12 protein-coding genes and 1 pseudogene are annotated in these 17,062 nt (G+C 74.9%); 9 read left to right on the forward strand and 4 right to left on the reverse strand.

The window, feature by feature from the left end; genetic code table 11:
* Nucleotides 1-1,166, forward strand: a pseudogene (locus tag GSF02_RS16865) (hypothetical protein); the annotation flags it as partial.
* A gap of 13 nt (nt 1,167-1,179) precedes the next feature.
* Here the strand turns inward: GSF02_RS16865 and GSF02_RS16870 are convergent.
* Nucleotides 1,180-1,629, reverse strand: coding sequence for a hypothetical protein (locus tag GSF02_RS16870; protein ID WP_159798541.1), 450 nt, complete (start codon nt 1,627-1,629; stop codon nt 1,180-1,182).
* 262 nt (nt 1,630-1,891) lie between these two features.
* On the opposite strand from GSF02_RS16870, the gene GSF02_RS16875 reads away from it, so the two are divergent.
* Nucleotides 1,892-2,140 (forward strand): WhiB family transcriptional regulator, encoded by a 249-nt coding sequence (locus GSF02_RS16875; protein ID WP_013839539.1) that lies wholly within the window; start codon nt 1,892-1,894, stop codon nt 2,138-2,140.
* 102 nt (nt 2,141-2,242) lie between these two features.
* Here GSF02_RS16875 and GSF02_RS16880 read toward each other — a convergent pair whose 3' ends face one another.
* Nucleotides 2,243-3,727, reverse strand: a complete 1,485-nt coding sequence (locus GSF02_RS16880; RefSeq protein WP_159798547.1) for a sensor histidine kinase — start codon at nt 3,725-3,727, stop codon at nt 2,243-2,245.
* 109 nt (nt 3,728-3,836) lie between these two features.
* Between GSF02_RS16880 and GSF02_RS16885 the strand changes: the two genes are divergently transcribed.
* The 6 genes from GSF02_RS16885 to GSF02_RS16910 all read left to right on the forward strand — a co-directional run bounded on the left by GSF02_RS16885 (nt 3,837) and on the right by GSF02_RS16910 (nt 10,649).
* The gene (locus GSF02_RS16885; RefSeq protein ID WP_159798542.1) at nt 3,837-4,343 is read left to right on the forward strand and encodes a DUF2505 domain-containing protein; all 507 of its coding nucleotides are present in this window, start codon (nt 3,837-3,839) and stop codon (nt 4,341-4,343) included.
* 195 nt (nt 4,344-4,538) lie between these two features.
* Nucleotides 4,539-5,867: an ABC transporter substrate-binding protein gene (locus GSF02_RS16890; RefSeq protein ID WP_408003912.1), complete on the forward strand. Its 1,329-nt coding sequence runs from the start codon at nt 4,539-4,541 to the stop codon at nt 5,865-5,867.
* 81 nt (nt 5,868-5,948) lie between these two features.
* Complete coding sequence (locus tag GSF02_RS16895; protein ID WP_159798543.1) at nt 5,949-7,073, forward strand: carbohydrate ABC transporter permease; 1,125 nt, start codon at nt 5,949-5,951, stop codon at nt 7,071-7,073.
* A complete protein-coding gene (locus tag GSF02_RS16900) occupies nt 7,070-7,984 on the forward strand; it encodes a carbohydrate ABC transporter permease (protein ID WP_159798544.1) in 915 nt (304 codons plus the stop codon). The genes GSF02_RS16895 and GSF02_RS16900 overlap by 4 nt, the downstream gene beginning before the upstream one ends.
* The gene (locus GSF02_RS16905) at nt 7,981-9,582 is read left to right on the forward strand and encodes a glycoside hydrolase family 1 protein (RefSeq protein WP_159798545.1); all 1,602 of its coding nucleotides are present in this window, start codon (nt 7,981-7,983) and stop codon (nt 9,580-9,582) included. The genes GSF02_RS16900 and GSF02_RS16905 overlap by 4 nt, the downstream gene beginning before the upstream one ends.
* Before the next feature lie 47 nt (nt 9,583-9,629).
* Nucleotides 9,630-10,649 (forward strand): LacI family DNA-binding transcriptional regulator, encoded by a 1,020-nt coding sequence (locus GSF02_RS16910; RefSeq protein WP_235915652.1) that lies wholly within the window; start codon nt 9,630-9,632, stop codon nt 10,647-10,649.
* 94 nt (nt 10,650-10,743) lie between these two features.
* Here GSF02_RS16910 and GSF02_RS16915 read toward each other — a convergent pair whose 3' ends face one another.
* Together GSF02_RS16915 and GSF02_RS16920 are read right to left on the reverse strand one after the other, a co-directional pair.
* Nucleotides 10,744-12,351 (reverse strand): APC family permease, encoded by a 1,608-nt coding sequence (locus GSF02_RS16915; RefSeq protein ID WP_159798546.1) that lies wholly within the window; start codon nt 12,349-12,351, stop codon nt 10,744-10,746.
* 207 nt (nt 12,352-12,558) lie between these two features.
* On the reverse strand, nt 12,559-16,161 hold the full coding sequence (locus GSF02_RS16920) for a bifunctional proline dehydrogenase/L-glutamate gamma-semialdehyde dehydrogenase (RefSeq protein WP_201308974.1): 3,603 nt from the start codon (nt 16,159-16,161) through the stop codon (nt 12,559-12,561).
* Between the two features lie 53 nt (nt 16,162-16,214).
* Here GSF02_RS16920 and GSF02_RS16925 point away from each other — a divergent pair, with 53 nt between their 5' ends.
* Nucleotides 16,215-16,985: a helix-turn-helix domain-containing protein gene (locus GSF02_RS16925; protein WP_235915653.1), complete on the forward strand. Its 771-nt coding sequence runs from the start codon at nt 16,215-16,217 to the stop codon at nt 16,983-16,985.
* Nucleotides 16,986-17,062: the final 77 nt, after the last annotated feature.

Raw genomic sequence — 17,062 nt, forward strand, 5'->3', positions numbered from 1 at the left:
CGCTCGCCGGCCCGGACGACCCGCGGCGCGCGGGCCGGCTCCTGCGCGCGCTGGCGGCCGCGCGGCCCGGCGCCCGCGCCGCGCCGGTGCTCGTGGTGGTCGACGACGTCGAGGCGCTGCGCGCGGCGGTGGCCACCGCCGTCCGCGACCCGCTGGCCGGCGCACTGGCAGCCGGGGGTGCGACGTTCGCCGCCACCGCCGACGCGCCGTCGGTCGGCGGGCTCGGCGCGCGGGTCGGCCCCCGGCTCGTGCTGCTGTCCGCCGACGCGCACGCCGACGTGCTGCTCGGCGCGCCGTCGTCGTTCGCCGGGCGCGGCCGTGCGCCCGGCCGCGGCGTGTGGCTCGGGTCCGGCGACCCGGTGGAGTGCCAGGTGCTGCTCGGCGGGGGCGGCCCGCAGGTGGCGGGATCGGCGAGGGGATCGGCGGCGGGATCGGCGGCGGGATCGGCGGGCGCCGCTCCGCTGCGGGTGCTGCCCCTGCCGGACGTCGCGCGCCTGGCCGACCTGCCGCCGGCCGACGGCCCCGCCGTGCCGCTGGGCGTCGGCGGCGACGCCGCCGCACCGCTCGGCCTCGACCTCGGCGCGGGCGCCCTGGTGGCCGGCACGCGCGGGTCCGGCCGCACGACGACGCTGCGCGTGCTCGCCCGCGGCCTGGCGCGCCGGGGCCGGCCGGTCGGGGTGGTGTCCCGGGCCGCGGCCCTGCGGGCGGAGGCGCACGCGGCGCCGGCGTGCGCACCGACGCCCGACGGCGTCCGCGCGGTGGTCGAGCACCTGGCCCGCCCGGTGGGGTCGACCCCCGGCGCGGGGCGCGAGGCGCGCCTCGCGGCGACGGACGACCGCCGCCCCCTGCTCGTGGTCGACGACGCCGACGCGCTGGCCCAGGCGCTGCCCGCCGAGGCCGAGCGCCTGGCGCAGCTGGCCGCCGACGGCGCCGCCGTCGTCGTGGCCGCGTGCACGACGGCCAACGCGCTGCTGGCCCACCGCGGCCTGCTGGCCCTCCTGCGCGCGGGGCGCACCGGCGTGCTGCTCGACCCGGACGAGCGCGGGTCGGCGGAGGTGCTGGCCAGCCCGCTCGACGACGTGGTGGAGCCGGGGGTGCGCCACGCCGGACGCGGCGCGCTCGTGGTCGACGGCGTCGCCGTCCCGCTCCAGGTGGCGCTCCCCTGAGCCCGGTGGCGGCTCAGTCGGTGGTGGCCTTCACGACGGCGGGCGTCAGCAGCAGGACGGCGACGGCCACGGCCAGCGCGAGCAGCGCGGCCCCGCCGAGCACCGCCCCGGCGGTGCCCGAGGTCAGCATGCTCACCGCCACCACGGCCTGGAAGATCTGCCACGTCATGATCACGGACCGGCCGCCGCGACGGCCCGCACGCAGCACCCGCCCGGCCGCCAGGAGCACCCACGCCATGCCGAGCGCGAAGACGACGAGGAACACGCTCATCCCGATCGAGTCGGAGCCGCCGCCGATCGCCTCGACCGCCACGACGACGGCCGCGACGGCCAGCACGAGCGCCTCGAGCACGACCCCGACCAGCAGGGCGCGCAGCCCGCCTGGCGACGACCGGCGGTCGGTGCCAGGCTGGTCGCCGTCGTGATCGTCGTCGGGGCGTCCGGGCTGGTCAGTGTGCGGCATGACTCGCCACGATACCTGCGACCTGCAGTTTCACGACACTGTGAGGAAAGCCTCACGGGTTACCCGACAGAAATCTGTCGGCAACCTCTTGTGTGGTTCTTCACCAGGTGTGAATCTTGAAGACAGTTCCCGCACACCCCGTTGTACTGCTGGCCGTCCTGTGCCCTCCGCGCCTCATCAGCGCGGGCCGTCGTGCCTGGACGCCGCCGACCTGGCGCGCTCCCCCGACGCGGCCGCAGCACCCGAGCCAAGGAGAAGTGACATGGACTGGCGCCACAAGGCTGCCTGCCTGGACGAGGACCCTGAGCTGTTCTTCCCGATCGGCAACACCGGCCCCGCCCTCCTGCAGATCGAGGAGGCCAAGGCCGTCTGCCGTCGGTGCGAGGTCGTCGACACGTGCCTCAAGTGGGCCATCGAGTCCGGCCAGGACGCCGGCGTGTGGGGCGGCATGTCGGAGGACGAGCGCCGCGCCCTCAAGCGCCGCACCGCTCGCGCGCGCCGCGCCGGCTGAGCGCCGACAGACCCGCTGACGAAGGCCCCCGTCGCCCTGGCGACGGGGGCCTCGTCGCGTCCGGGCGCGGGCGGCGGCCTCCGCGGCGCCCCGCCGCGCGCGTCAGCCGCGGTGCGTGCCGTCCCGCAGCTTCACCTGGATCTCGACCTCCGTGCCGCCGCCGGCGCGGGCGCGCCAGTCGATGCTGCCGCCGAGCTCGTTGGTCACCAGCGTCCGGACGATCTGGTTGCCCAGGCCCGACCGCGACTGCCGGCCGAGCTCGGCGATGTCCGCCTCGCCGAGCCCCACGCCGTCGTCGGCCACCACCACGCGCATCTGCGAGCCGTCCCGCTCGACGACGATGCGGATGGTGCCGGACTCGCGCCCGTCGGGGAAGCCGTGCTCGACGGCGTTGGTCACCAGCTCGGTGAGCACCAGCGCCAGCGGGGTGGCGTCCTCGGCCGGGATCATGCCGAACGACCCCTCCTGGACGGTCCGCACGACCGTGCGGGTGGACGCGACGTCCGCCGTCATCCGCAGCGCCCGCTTGAGCATGGAGTCGAGCTCCACCTGCTCCTCGAGCGTCTGCGACAGGAAGTCGTGCACCAGCGAGATCGTCGCCACGCGCCGGGTCGCCTCCTCCAGCGCCGCGCGCGCCTCCGGCGCGTCCATGCGCCGCGCCTGCAGCCGCAGCAGCGCCGCGACCGTGGCCAGGTTGTTCTTGACCCGGTGGTGGATCTCCCGGATCGTCGCGTCCTTGGTCATGAGCTCGCGCTCGCGCCGGCGCAGCTCGGTGACGTCGCGGCACAGGAGCACCGCGCCGATGCGCTGCCCCTGGTCGGTCAGGGGCAGGGCCCGCAGCGACAGCGAGACGCCGCGCGCCTCGATGTCCGTGCGCCAGGCCGCTCGGCCCATCACCACCAGCGGCAGCGACTCGTCGACGGTCGACTGGTGCTCGACCAGCCCGCTGGTCACCTCGACCAGCGACTGCCCGACGAGCGGGCCGATGACGCCGAGGCGGTGGAAGCACGACAGCGCGTTCGGCGAGGCGTACAGCACCTCGCCCTCCGAGTTGAGGCGGATCAGGCCGTCGCCCACGCGCGGGGCGCCGCGGCGCGGGCCCGTGGCGCCGTTCGCCGAGGGGTACTCCCCGCGGGCGATCATGCCCATGATGTCGTCGGCGGCCTCGACGTAGTTGAGCTCGAGGCGGCTGGGCGTGCGGCCCGAGCCGAGGTTGGTCTGCCGCGCCAGGACGGCGATCGCCCGGCCCTCGTGGACCACGGGCACTGCCTCCTCGCGCACCGCGTACGCGCCGAACCAGCGCGGCTCGCGCGAGCGCTGCGCCCGCACCTCGCGCAGGGCGGCCTCGAGCTGGGGACGCTGCCCCTCCGGCGCCATCGACCCGACGATGTCGTCGTAGTGCACCGTCGCCCCGGTGGACGGGCGCGCCTGGGCGATCGCCACGAAGCCGCCCTCGCGGGTCGGCAGCCACAGCACCAGGTCCGCGAACGCCAGGTCCGACACGACCTGCCAGTCACCGACGAGGAGGTGCAGCCACTCGTTGTCGGCGGCGTCGACGTCGGCATGCTGGGCGATCAGGTCACTCATGGCGGACACGCCCTCAGCGTACGTGCCGGGGCACCCCGCCCCCGGCGCCGTCCACGGGATGCCCAGGTAGAGTGCCGCCCACCGGGACCGGCACTCACGAGGAGGGCTCGTGCACCTGACCGTCGAGCAGACCTACCCCGCGCCCGTCGCGGACGTCGCCGCGATGCTCGCGGACGAGGCGTTCGTCCGCTGGCGCGCCGAGCGCTCGACGGGTGCGGGCACCGTCGAGCAGGTCGACGTCGACGCCGCGCCGGACGGCGCGGTCACCGTCGTCGTGCGCCGCTCGCTGCCGACCGACCAGATCCCCGCGCAGGCGCGCCCGTTCGTGGGCGAGCGCCTCGAGGTGCGCCAGGCCGAGGCCTGGGAGGCGCCGTCGGGCGAGCGCCGCGTCGGCACCGTCGCCCTCGAGATCGCGGGCACGCCGGTGCGCATGACCGGCACGGTGAGCCTCGAGCCGCTGCCCGAGGGCGGCACCCGCCAGGTCTACGCGGGCGAGGTCAAGGCCTCCGTCCCGCTGTTCGGCGCCGTGGTCGAGGAGGCCGCGGCGGGCACCCTGCGCGGCACGCTCGCGGCCGAGGAGCAGGCCGGGCGGGAGTGGCTCGCCGGCGTGCGCTGACCGCCACCGACCGCCGCGCGACGCCGCACGGCCAAGGTCACGACTTCGTCACAAGGACGGCCGGGCTCTTGTTGCCGCACGCACAGACCCAGCACGATCCTTCCGACCGACCGTGGGAGCGCTACCACAGGGATGTGGGAGCGCTACCACACCGGAACGGCGTTGACGCCGTGCCCCATCGACGAAGGAGTCACCGTGCTCACCCACACCCCGCGCCGCCGCGCCGCCATGGCGCTCGCCGGCACCGCCACGCTCGCCCTCGCCCTCACCGCCTGCGGGTCCGGGGGCGACGGGGGCGACGGCGGCTCGTCCGACGGCGGCTCGTCCGGCGGCAAGATCGAGCTCACCGTCGCCACGTTCAACGACTTCGGCTACACCGACGAGCTGCTCGCGAAGTACACCGAGGAGCACCCGGACGTCACCGTCAAGCAGGTCAAGGCGGCGAAGTCCGAGGACGCCCGCACCAACCTCACGACCAAGCTCGCCGCCGGCGGCGAGGGCCTCGCCGACATCGAGGCCATCGAGGTCGACTGGCTGCCCGAGCTCATGCAGTACCCCGACCTGTTCGAGGACCTGAGCGACCCCGCCCTGGACGGCCGGTGGGTCGACTGGAAGGTCCAGCAGGCCACGACGCCCGACGGCAAGCTGATCGGCTACGGCACCGACATCGGCCCGAGCGCGATCTGCTACCGCCAGGACCTCTTCGAGGCCGCGGGCCTGCCCACCGACCCCGCCGAGGTGGCGGAGCTGCTCGGTGGCGAGGACGCGACGTGGGACGACTACTTCGCCGCCGGCGCGCAGTTCGTGAGCAAGAGCGACGCCGCGTGGTACGACTCCGCGATGTCGATCTCGCAGGCGATGGTCAACCAGATCGACAACGCCTACGAGGAGTCGGACGGCACGCCCAAGGACCTGGCGACCAACACCGAGATCAAGGGCATCTACGACACGGTCATCGAGCAGTCCACGACCAACGGCCTGTCCGCGGGCCTCGAGCAGTGGTCGGGCGACTGGGACGCCGCGTTCCAGAACGACGGCTTCGCGACGATGATCTGCCCGGCCTGGATGACCGGCCCGATCGAGGAGCGCTCCGGCGGCGTCACCGGCTGGAACGTCGCCGACGTCTTCCCCGGCGGCGGCCTCAACTGGGGCGGCTCGTTCCTGACCGTCCCGGCCTCGGGCCCGAACGCCGAGGCCGCCAAGGAGCTCGCCGCCTGGCTGACCGACCCGGCGCAGCAGACCACCGCCTTCGAGAACGCCGGCACGTTCCCCTCGCAGATCGAGGCGCAGAGCTCCGAGCAGGTGCAGTCCTTCACCAACGAGTTCTTCAACGGCGCCCCCGTCGGTGAGATCTTCGTCAACCGCGCGCAGGCCATCGAGGGCGCGCCGTTCAAGGGCGCGAACTACTTCGCGATCCACACCACCGTCCAGGACGGCATCAAGCGCGTCGACGTCGAGAAGACCGACGACGCCGCGTCGTCGTGGGACAAGACCCTCCAGGCCTTCCAGGACCTGGGTCTGTGACCTGACGGGGCCGGGGCGGCGCCACGCCGCCCCGGCCCCGCCCGCGTCCCCCGTCCCCCGCACCCAGCCGAGGAACCCACCATGGCCGTCCTCTCGCCCACCCAGCCCTCGCGCGGGCTCGGCGGGCCGACCGAGCGCACGCCGCGCCGCGTCGGCTTCTCCCAGCGCCTCAGCCGCTGGGACGTCAAGGTCTCGCCCTACCTCTACATCTCGCCGTTCTTCGTCCTGTTCGCCGTCACCGGCCTGTTCCCCCTCGTCTACACGGCGGTCGTGTCCGTGTACGACTGGAACCTGCTCGGCGGCCAGGGCGACTTCGTCGGCCTGCAGAACTACACCGACGTGCTCGCGCAGCCGACGTTCTGGAAGTCGCTGCGCAACACCCTGTCGATCTTCGTGCTGTCGACGGTGCCGCAGGTGATCGCCGCGATCGTGATCGCCGCGCTGCTCGACCAGAACCTGCGCGCCGCGACCTTCTGGCGCATGGGCGTGCTGCTGCCCTACGTCGTCGCGCCCGTCGCCGTGTCGATGATCTTCGGCCGCCTCTTCGCCGACCAGTACGGCCTCATCAACTCCCTGCTCGGCCTGGTCGGGGTCGACCCGGTCCGCTGGCACGCCGAGACCTTCGCGAGCCACGTGGCGATCGCCTCGATGGTCAACTTCCGCTGGACCGGCTACAACGCGCTGATCTTCCTGGCCGCCATGCAGGCCGTGCCGCGCGAGCTGTACGAGGCGGCGATCATCGACGGCGCAGGCCGGGTGCGCCAGTTCTTCTCGGTCACGGTGCCGCAGATCCGCGCCACCATCATCTTCGTCGTCATCACCTCGACGATCGGCGGCCTGCAGATCTTCGACGAGCCGCGCATGTACGACGCCCAGGGCCTCGGCGGCGCGGACCGCCAGTGGATGACCACGGTGCTGTACCTCTACGACGTCGCGTGGGGCAACCAGAAGAACTTCGGCCGCGCCGCCGCCATCGCCTGGCTGCTGTTCCTCATCATCATCGTCATCGGGATGATCAACTTCATGGTCACCCGGCGCATCGCCACCTCCGGCGCGGCGCCACGGGCGCAGCGCCGTGGCCGACGCGGCCGGGGTGCCCTCGCCGCCCCGCGCGCGGCCGCCGGCGACGCCGCGACGGTCCCCGAGGCACTCCCCGCCGACACCGGCACCCCCGAGCCCAGCCCGACCGAGCGGAGGAAGCGATGAGCTCCGTCCCCGTCATCGCCCAGACCGCGGGCCCGGCCGCGGCCCGCGCCGCGGCGCGCCGCCGCCGCCCGAGCACCGGCGGCCAGCAGCGCCGGCCCCGGTGGGTCACGTACACGATCCTCGGGATCGCCCTGCTGGTCTCGGTGTTCCCGCTCTACTTCACCCTGATCCTCGGGTCCTCCACCCCGGAGGAGATCTCGCGCAGCGCGCTGCCCCAGCTGCTGCCCGACGCGAGCCTGTTCGACCGGTTCGCCGACGTCATGGGCTCCGACGCGATCAACTTCTGGAAGGCCGCCTGGAACTCGGTGGCCGTCGCGGTGCTCACGTCGCTGTCGGTGGTCCTGTTCTCGACGCTCGCCGGCTTCTCGTTCGCCAAGCTGCGCTTCCGGGGGCGCGGGCCGCTGCTGGTCTTCGTCATCGCCACCATGGCCGTGCCCACGCAGCTCGGCGTCATCCCGATGTACATCCTGATGTCGGACATCGGCTGGATCGGCAAGCTGCAGGCAGTCATCGTGCCGGCGCTCGTCACGGCGTTCGGCGTGTTCTGGATGACGCAGTACCTGGGCGAGGCCCTGCCGTACGAGCTCATCGAGGCGGCGCGCGTGGACGGCGCGTCGATGTTCCGCACCTTCTGGTCGATCGCGCTGCCCGCGGCCCGGCCCGCGGCGGCGATGCTGGGCCTGTTCACGTTCGTGCAGCAGTGGACGAACTTCTTCTGGCCGTCCATCGTGCTCAACCAGAACAACCCCACGCTGCCGCTGGTCGTGCGGTCGCTGCAGTCGAACTACTTCGTCGACTACTCGCTCGTCATGGCGGGCGTGTTCCTCGTGACGCTGCCGCTGATCGTCATCTTCATCTTCACCGGCCGCCAGCTCGTGGCCGGCATCATGCAAGGAGCCGTCAAGGGATGACCGCCACCGACCCCCGCACCGCCGCCCGGCCCGCCGCGGGCCTCAGCACCGCTGCGGCGCGCACGCCGCGGCCCGGGCCGCGGCTGCCCGCCACCGGGACCACCGTGCCGTTCGTCCCCTCGCGCCCGCTGGAGCTGCCGGCGTCGACCGACGCGGTCGCGTTCGGCCCGGGCTTCCTGTGGGGCACCGCCACCGCCGCCTTCCAGATCGAGGGCGCAGCCGCCGAGGGCGGCCGGCAGGACTCGATCTGGGACGCGTTCTGCCGCGTGCCGGGCGCCGTGAAGAACGGCGACGACGGCACGGTGGCGTGCGACCACTACCACCGCTACCCCGAGGACGTCGCCCTCATGGCCGACCTCGGCCTGGGCGCCTACCGGTTCTCCACCTCCTGGGCGCGGGTGCGCCCGGGCGGCGGCGCGCCCAACCCGGAGGGGCTCGACTTCTACTCCCGGCTGGTGGACGAGCTGCTCGGGCGCGACATCGTGCCGTGGCTCACGCTCTACCACTGGGACCTCCCCCAGGCCCTGGAGGAGGCCGGCGGGTGGACCAACCGCGACACCGCCTACCGGTTCGCCGAGTACGCCATGACGGTCCACGACGCGCTGGGCGACCGGGTGCGGGTGTGGACCACGCTCAACGAGCCGTGGTGCTCGTCGTTCCTCAGCTACACCGGCGGCGAGCACGCCCCGGGCCGCCAGTCGCGCACCGACGGCGTCGCGGCCGGCCACCACCTGCTGCTCGCCCACGGCCTGGCGACCCAGGCGCTGCGCGAGGCGGACCCGGAGGCGACGCTCGGCATCACGCTGAACTTCACCGTGGCCGACCCGGTCGACCCGAGCGACCCGGCCGACGTCGAGGCCGCGCGGCGCGAGGACGCGATCTTCAACCGGTTCTTCCTCGACCCGGTCTTCGCCGGCGCCTACGCCCCCGACGTGCTCGAGCTGCTCGAGCCGTACGGCCTGGCGGACCTCGTCCAGGACGGCGACCTCGAGGTCATCTCGACGCCGCTGGACGCCCTGGGCGTCAACTACTACAACGGCGGGGCGCTGTCCGGGCACCCCGCGCCGGACGGCGGGCCGGCCGCGGGTGCCAACCGCCCGCAGGGCGTGCGCGAGCAGGAGGCGGGCGCCCCGGTGCGCACCCTGCTGCCGCCGACGCCGGTCCCCGAGGGCGTGCACCACCGCTCCCGCGGCCTGCCGACGACGGCGATGGGCTGGGAGGTGCAGCCGGAGGGCCTCACCCGCCTGCTGCTGCGCCTGCAGCAGGACTACACCGGCCCGCGCGGCGTCGCCCTGTACGTCACGGAGAACGGCGCGGCCTACGAGGACGTGCCCGACGCCGACGGCTTCGTGGACGACCAGGACCGGCTGGCCTTCATCGACGCGCACCTGCGCGCCATGCGGGCGGCGGTCGACGCGGGCGCCGACGTGCGCGGCTACTTCGCGTGGTCGCTCATGGACAACTTCGAGTGGGCGCACGGCTACAGCAAGCGGTTCGGGCTGGTGCGCGTGGACTACGCCACCCAGCAGCGGACGGTGAAGGCCTCCGGCCGCTGGTACGGGCAGGTCGCGCGCACCGGCGTCGTGCCCGCCCGGTGACCGAGACCGTGGCCGCCGCGAGCACCGGCGCGGTGGACACTGATCCGGTGACGGATGCACTGACGGGGGCGGCTGCCGGGTCCGGCGCCGCCCCCACCCTCGACGACGTCGCCCGGGAGGCGGGAGTCTCCCGGTCGACGGCGTCGCGGGCGATCAACGGCGGCGCCCGGGTCTCCCCCGCGGCGATGACCGCCGTCCAGGACGCGATCGCCCGGCTGGGGTACGCCCCCAACCGGGCGGCGCGCTCGCTGGTCACCCGGCGCACCGAGTCGATCGCGCTGGTGGTCTCCGAGCCGGACAAGCGGCTGCTGTCCGACCCGTTCCTGTCGGCCGTGCTCGTCGGGGTCAACGAGGGCCTCGTCGGCACCGACATGCAGCTCGTGCTGCTGCTCGCCCGCGCCGACGAGCCGCCCGGCCACCTCGCGCGCTACCTGCGCAACGGCCACGTGGACGGCGCGATCGTGGTCTCCCACCACCGGGACGACCGGCTCGAGCGCGTCGACGCCGTGCCCGTGGTGTTCATCGGCCGCCCGTTCGACGGCGCGGTCACCTACCTCGACGTCGACAACGTCGAGGGCGGGCGGATCGCCACCCGGCGCCTGCTGGCGGCGGGGCGGCGGCGGGTCGCCACGATCAGCGGGCCGCTGGACATGACGGCGGCCGTCGACCGCCTCGAGGGCTGGCGCATCGAGCTCGGCGCGCACGGCCTGCCCACCGACGCCGCGGTGGAGGGTGACTTCACGGTCGCCGGCGGCGCCGCGGCGATGGAGCGGCTCCTGGCCGAGCACCCCGACCTGGACGCCGTCTTCGCCGCCTCCGACCTCATGGCCGAGGGCGCGATGCGCGTGCTGGGGGCGGCCGGGCGGCGCGTGCCCGACGACGTCTCGGTGGTCGGGTTCGACGACCTCGGCGGCCCGGAGCGCACCGCGCCGCGCCTGACGACGGTGCGCAACCCCGTGGTCGAGCTCGCCACCGGCGCCACGTCGGCCCTGCTGGACCTCATGGCGGGCGGGGCACCGGCGTCGCAGGTGTTCATGCCGCGGCTCGTCGAGGGCGCCAGCGCCTAGCTGTCCCCCGCGCACGACGACGGCCCGCACCCCGGTGAAGGGTGCGGGCCGTCGTCGTGCCGGCGGCGGGCCGGCGTCGCGCGGGGGGCGGACGTCAGCGGCGCGGCTGCTCCACGCCGACCGCCTCCTGCAGCGCCTCGCGGTAGTCCGCGGCGATGTTCTCCGGGTGCTTGGCCAGCTGGGAGTTGCGGTAGCCGTAGACGAAGTAGATCGCGAAGCCGATCGCGAGCCACACGAGGAACCGCAGCCAGGTCTCGACGTCGAGCTGCAGCATCAGCCAGATGCAGGCGACGCCGGAGACGATCGGCAGCACGGGCGACCACGGCACGCGGAAGCCCTCGGACTCCTTGCCGTAGCCGGCCTTCTCGCGGCGCCTGCGCAGGATCGGCACGCCGAAGCTGACGAGCACGAACGCCGACAGGGTGCCGATGTTCACCATGTTGCCGAGCACGTCGACGGGGAAGAACGCGGTGACCAGGATCAGCAGCACGGCCGAGCCGACCTGGATGATCACGGGGGTGCCGCGCTTCTCGGAGGTCTTCGACATGCCGCGCGGCAGCAGGCCGTCACGGCTCATCGCGAACACGATGCGGGTCAGGCCGAGCATCAGCACCATGACGACGGTCGTCAGGCCGACCAGGATGCCCACGGTGATGACCTGCGTGGCCCACGTGGGCGCGTTCGGCTGCAGTTGGAAGGCAGTGATGATCGTGGCCGAGGCGCCGCCGTCGGGCGTCGCGTCGCGCAGCTGCTGCGGCGTGGCCATGCCGGACAGGGCGAGCGACACGAGGATGTAGAGCACCGTGCAGATCGCCAGGCCGCCGATGATGCCGCGCGGCACGTTCTTGCGCGGCTCGCGGGTCTCCTCCGCGGCGGTGGCCACGACGTCGAACCCGATGAACGCGAAGAACACCGTGCCGGCGCCGGCCAGGATGCCCATGACGCCGCCGACCGACAGCTCGGCGCCGGCCAGGAACGAGAACAGCGTCTGCGTGAGCGTGGTCGCGTGCGTCGTCGACTCGCCGAACGACTCCGGGCTCGGGACGAACGGGTTGAGGTTCGAGGCGTTGAAGAACGCGAAGCCCACCACGATGATCAGCAGCACGATGGCGACCTTGATCGCCGTCAGCACGCCGGTGAAGCGGGTCGACAGCTTGGTGCCGGCGGCCAGCAGCGCGGCCAGCACGGCGATCAGCAGCGCGGTGCCCCAGTCGAACGTGATGCCGCCGACGTGCACGGTGTTGTGGATGCCCGACGCGACGCCGCTCGCGTCCACGCCGCCGAGCCCGAACACCGCCAGGAAGTTGTCGAGGTACAGGCCCCACGCCTTGGCCACGACGGCCGCGGCGAAGAACATCTCGAGGATCAGGTCCCAGCCGATGATCCACGCCAGGAGCTCGCCCATCGACGCGTACGAGAAGGTGTACGCCGAGCCGGCGACCGGCATGTGCGAGGCGAACTCGGCGTAGCACAGCGCGGCGAGCGCGCAGACGACGCCGGCGATGACGAACGAGACGACGACGGACGGCCCGGTCTGCGTGGCCGAGACCTGGGCCGCCTTCGAGAAGATGCCGGCGCCGATCACCACCGAGATGCCCAGGACGACCAGGTCCCAGGCCCCCAGGGTCCGCTTGAGGTGGCGTTCGGGCTCGTCGGACGAGGCGATGGTGGCCTCGATCGACCTGCGGCGCATGAGCTGCATGCGGGGGGGCTCCTCACGTGGTGCGTGCTGCCGCCGGAGGCCGGCGGCCGGGAGACCTTACCGTGCCGACGCCACCGATCGTGAATGGCCCATTCATCGTAGCCCGCGAGCGAGTTCCCGCTCGCCAGGGTGAGAAGAGGGTGATCTTTCGACCACCCTCTTCTCCTCCCCGTGGCGGGGCGGCCGGCCGGCCGCCCCGCGGCGGCGTCAGTCGCGCACGTGGCCGTAGCGGTGGCGCGTGCGGCTCACCGCCTGCTCGCGGACGAACGTCAGCAGCTCGCGCCGCCCGCTGGCCAGGACCGGCCCGTCGATCACGGTCACCGTGCCGAGCCGGTGCGCGGCCGCCTCCCGCAGCCCGGGGGCGGCGCCCACGACCCGCACCCGACCGGTGACGCGACCCTCCGCGACGGCGGCGGCGAAGTCCGCGTGCGACACCGGCGCCCGCGTGGGCACGCCCCACCCGGCGTCGGACCCGGGCACCACGACGGCGGGCACGCCCGCGGTCCGGGCCGCGGCCAGCACGCGCTGCACCTCGACCGGCAGGGCACCGTCGCCGACGCGCACCGTCACCCGGTCCACGGGCCGGTAGCGGAACGTGTTCTCCTCCGCGCGCAGCCCGGACGGGTCGTGCCCGACGCCGAGGTCCGCGGCCCACACGCGCGCGTCGTCGGCCTGTGCCCAGGCGAGCCAGCCGGCCGGGTCGGAGCCCCGCGACGGGACGGGCGCGGCGTCGGACCACGTGCCGAGCTGGGCCACGTAGTTCGGCCCGCCCGCCTTGGCGCCGGGGCCGACGGCCGAGGCCTTCCACCCGCCGAACGGCTGGCGGTCGACGATGGCGCCGGTGATGTGCCGGTTGACGTAGAGGTTGCCGGCCTCGACGCGCTCGCACCACGCGGCGATCTCGTCGTCGTCGAGGGAGTGCAGGCCGGCGGTGAGGCCGAACGCGACCTGGTTCTGCAGGGCGATGGCCTCGTCGAGGTCGCGGGCGCGCATGATGCCCAGCACCGGCCCGAACGCCTCGGTGAGGTGGAAGAACGACCCGGGCGCGACGCCGTCGCGCAGGCCCGGCGTCCACAGCCGCCCGGGCTCCAGGCCCGCGCGCTCCGCCTCGGCGTCCAGCCGGCGCGGCTCCACCAGCCAGGACTCCCCCGGCTCGAGCGAGGTCAGGGCGCGCAGCAGCTTGCCCTCGGCCGGCTCGGTGAGCGGGCCCATGACGGTGGCCAGGTCGGTGGCCGGGCCGACCGCCACGGAGCGCACGGCGTCGACGAGCTGGCGGCGGAACCGCTCGCCCGTGGTGGTCGTCGGGTCGCCGACGGAGCCGACGAGGATGACCAGCGAGCCTGCCGAGCACTTCTGGCCGGCGTGGCCGAAGGCGCTCCTGACGACGTCGGCCACGGCGAGGTCGAGGTCGGCCGACGGCGTCACGACGACGGCGTTCTTGCCGCTGGTCTCGGCCAGCACGGGCCGCTCGGGCCGCCACGAGGCGAACAGCTCGGCGGTCTCGATCGAGCCGGTCAGCACCACGCGGGCCACGTCCTCGTGGGTGACGAGGTGGCGGCCGAGGTCGCCGTCGGGCACCCGCAGGTACTGCACGACGTCGCGGACGACGTCGTCGGCCAGGCCGAGCCCGGCCGCGACGTCGGCGAGGCCGGCGCGGGTCGCCTCGATCGCGATCTCGTAGCACCGCGGCGTGGGCGGCGCCGGCTTGGCCAGCGCCGCCGAGCCGGCCGCGAGCGCCGCGACGACGCCGCCGGTGGGGATGGCGACCGGGAAGTTCCACGGCGGGGTGACGAGCGTGACGCCGTCCGGGGTGAAGGTGGCGCCGGTGACCTGCTCGAGCGCCTCGGCACAGGTGGCGTAGAAGTTCGCGAAGTCGACGGCCTCGCTGACCTCGGGGTCGGCCTCGGCGACGGTCTTGCCCGCCTCGTGCACCATGGCGGCCACGAGGTCGGTGCGACGGGACTCGAGGCGGCGGGCGATCGCGCGCAGGGCGCGGGCGCGGCCGGCCGGGGGGACCTGGGCCCAGGCGCGCTGGGCGGCGACGGCGCGGGCGACGGCGGCGTCGATCTCCGCGGTGCTCGCCACGGCCGGCGCCTGGACCGGGCCGTGGCCGGAGTCCGGGCCCACCACGCGCTGCGCCCAGGCGCGGTGCTCGGCGACGGCCGGGTCGGTGTCGGCGGCGTTGCGGAACGGCGTGCCCGGCGCGGGCAGCTCCGCCGCGGAGGCGCCGTCGGAGGCGCCGTCGGAGGCGCCGTCGGAGGCGCCGTCGGACGCGCCGTCGGACGCGCCGGGCCGCAGCGCCGGGTTCGGCCGGCGGCGCGGGGCCACGGCCTCGGGCGCGTACGGGACGGCCGCGCCGACGGCGGCGCGGAACGCCTGCTCCTGGCGGCCCATCGGGTCGGTGCCCATGCCGGTGCCGCCGCCGGCGTCGGCGAACATGGCGTGCAGGAAGTTCTGCTCGGCGGCGTTCTCCTCGAGGCGGCGCACCAGGTAGCTGATGGCCACGTCGAAGTCCTCGTCGCGCACCACGGGTGTGTAGAGCACGACGTGGCCGCCGTCCTTGGCGAACTCCGCGCGCACGGCGCGGGCCTCGGTGGGGGCCATGCCCTGCAGCATCTCGAGGTCCATGCCCTCGCTGACGCCGCGGCCCCGGGCCAGCAGCACGGCCAGGGCGACGTGGAAGAGGTTGTGCGAGGCCACGCCCAGGCGCACCGCGCGGGTGCGCTCAGGGGTCAGCGCGGCGTCGAGCACCCGCAGGTAGTTGGCGTCGACGTCGGCCTTGGACGTGTACGGCGCCTGCGGCCAGTCGTGCACCTCGGCCTCGACCTGCTCCATCGCGAGGTTGGCGCCCTTGACCAGGCGCACCTTGATGCGCGCGCCGCCGGCGGCCACGCGCTCGGTGGCCCAGGCGGTGAGCCCGTCGAGCGCGCCGAGCGCGTCGGGCAGGTAGGCCTGCAGCACGATGCCGGCCTCGAGGTCGCGGAACTCCTCGCGCCCGAGGATCTCCGTGAACACCGCGGTGGTCAGCGCCAGGTCGCGGTACTCCTCCATGTCGAGGTTGAGGAACACGCCGTGGTCGCGCGCCGCGCGGTACAGCGGCAGCAGGCGCTCGACGACGCGGGCCTTGCTGCCCTCGAGGTCCCAGGTCACCAGCTGCGCCGCGACGGAGGACACCTTGACCGACACGTAGTCGACGTCGGGGCGGCGCACCAGGTCGATGGTGCGCTGCAGCCGGGCGCGGGCCTCGTCCTCGCCGAGCACCGCCTCGCCGAGCAGGTTGACGTTGAGGCGGTAGCCCTCGGCGCGGGTGCGGGCCAGGTGCTTGCCGAGGCCTGCGCCGGCGTCGGCCACGAGGTGGCCGACGAGCTGGCGCAGCCGCACGCGCGCGGCGGGCACCACGACGGACGGCAGGGCGGGCGCCATCCGGGCGCCCACCCGGAACAGGGTGCGGTCGACCGCGCCGAGGAAGCTCGCGTCGCCGGCGCGCGCGCCGAGGCCGGCGAGGGCCTTGGCGGCCACGCGCACGTCCTGCGGGCGCGCGACGTCGTCGACGAAGCCGAGCGCCAGGCGCAGGCCTGCCGGGTCGGCGACGAGCCGGCCGAGGCGCTCGGCGTCGGCGCGGGCGCGGCGGTCGGCGCGGGTGGTGGGGCCGCCCTCGGCGGTGGAGGCGGCGGCCCAGCGGCGGGCCAGGTCGACGGCGTCGTCGACGAGGTCGGCCGGGCGGGGCGCAGGGCCCGGGGCCGGCGCGGGCTCGTGGCCCGGGCGGCCCGCCCCGGCGCCGGGGCCGGGGTTCGTGGTCATGGTGCTCATGGGGCCAGGGTGCCCCTGCCGCGGCCCGCTCGTCTTGTACGGTTGGCCCCGCCATGGCACGGGAATCCGACAACGCGACGTGGCCGGAGGCCGAGGCCCTGCTGGCCGCGCTGTCCCCGGCCATGGTGGCGCTCATGGACGAGCTGAGCGCGGTGATGTTCTGCGCCAAGGACGCCACCGGCCGCTACGTGCTGGTCAACGAGGTCTTCGTGCGCCGCACCCACGAGCGCTCCCGGCGCGGCGTCGTCGGGCGCCGCGCCCGCGACCTGTTCGTGCCCGACCTCGCCGAGCGCTACGAGGCCCAGGACGCCGAGGTGCTGCGCACCGGCCGCCCGCTGCGCGGCGAGCTCGAGCTCATCCGCCGCTCGGGCGGCGCGCCGGGCTGGTTCCTCACCTCCAAGCTCCCGGTGCGCACGCCCGGGGGCGCCGTCGTGGGGCTGGTGTCGGTCTCGCAGGACCTGCGCTCCCAGGACGCCGACGACGCCACGATGGACGCGATGAGCCGGCTCGTGGCGGGCGTGCAGGCCCACCTGGACACCACGCCGTCGGCGCCGCTGACCGTGGCCGACCTGGCGGCGCTGGCCGGCTGCTCCCCCGACGCGCTCGAGCGGCGCGTGCGGCGCGTGTTCGGGCTCTCCCCGCGCCAGCTCGTGCTGCGCTCGCGGGTGGACCGGGCGGCGCACCTGCTGGCCGAGACGACGACGCCGCTGGCCGAGGTCGCCGCGGCCACCGGGTTCTACGACCAGCCGTCGTTCACCCGGCAGTTCGCGCGCCTCACCGGCGAGACGCCGTCGTCGTTCCGCCGCCGGGCCCGGCGGGCCTGACCGCCGCCGCGCCCGCCGCCCCGCCCCGCCACCCCGCCGCCACCCCGCGCCGCCACCCCGCGCCGCCACCCCGCGCC

This window comes from Puerhibacterium puerhi, assembly GCF_009846865.1.
Classification (GTDB): Bacteria; Actinomycetota; Actinomycetes; order Actinomycetales; family Cellulomonadaceae; genus Puerhibacterium; species Puerhibacterium puerhi.

Coding starts and splice junctions, on each gene's coding strand:
- GSF02_RS16870 (WP_159798541.1), bottom strand. CDS start 1,629: ATGCCGCACACTGACCAGCCCGGACGCCCCGACGACGATCACGACGGC.
- GSF02_RS16875 (WP_013839539.1), top strand. CDS start 1,892: ATGGACTGGCGCCACAAGGCTGCCTGCCTGGACGAGGACCCTGAGCTG.
- GSF02_RS16880 (WP_159798547.1), bottom strand. CDS start 3,727: ATGAGTGACCTGATCGCCCAGCATGCCGACGTCGACGCCGCCGACAAC.
- GSF02_RS16895 (WP_159798543.1), top strand. CDS start 5,949: ATGGCCGTCCTCTCGCCCACCCAGCCCTCGCGCGGGCTCGGCGGGCCG.
- GSF02_RS16900 (WP_159798544.1), top strand. CDS start 7,070: ATGAGCTCCGTCCCCGTCATCGCCCAGACCGCGGGCCCGGCCGCGGCC.
- GSF02_RS16905 (WP_159798545.1), top strand. CDS start 7,981: ATGACCGCCACCGACCCCCGCACCGCCGCCCGGCCCGCCGCGGGCCTC.
- GSF02_RS16915 (WP_159798546.1), bottom strand. CDS start 12,351: ATGCAGCTCATGCGCCGCAGGTCGATCGAGGCCACCATCGCCTCGTCC.
- GSF02_RS16920 (WP_201308974.1), bottom strand. CDS start 16,161: ATGAGCACCATGACCACGAACCCCGGCCCCGGCGCCGGGGCGGGCCGC.
- GSF02_RS16925 (WP_235915653.1), top strand. CDS start 16,215: ATGGCACGGGAATCCGACAACGCGACGTGGCCGGAGGCCGAGGCCCTG.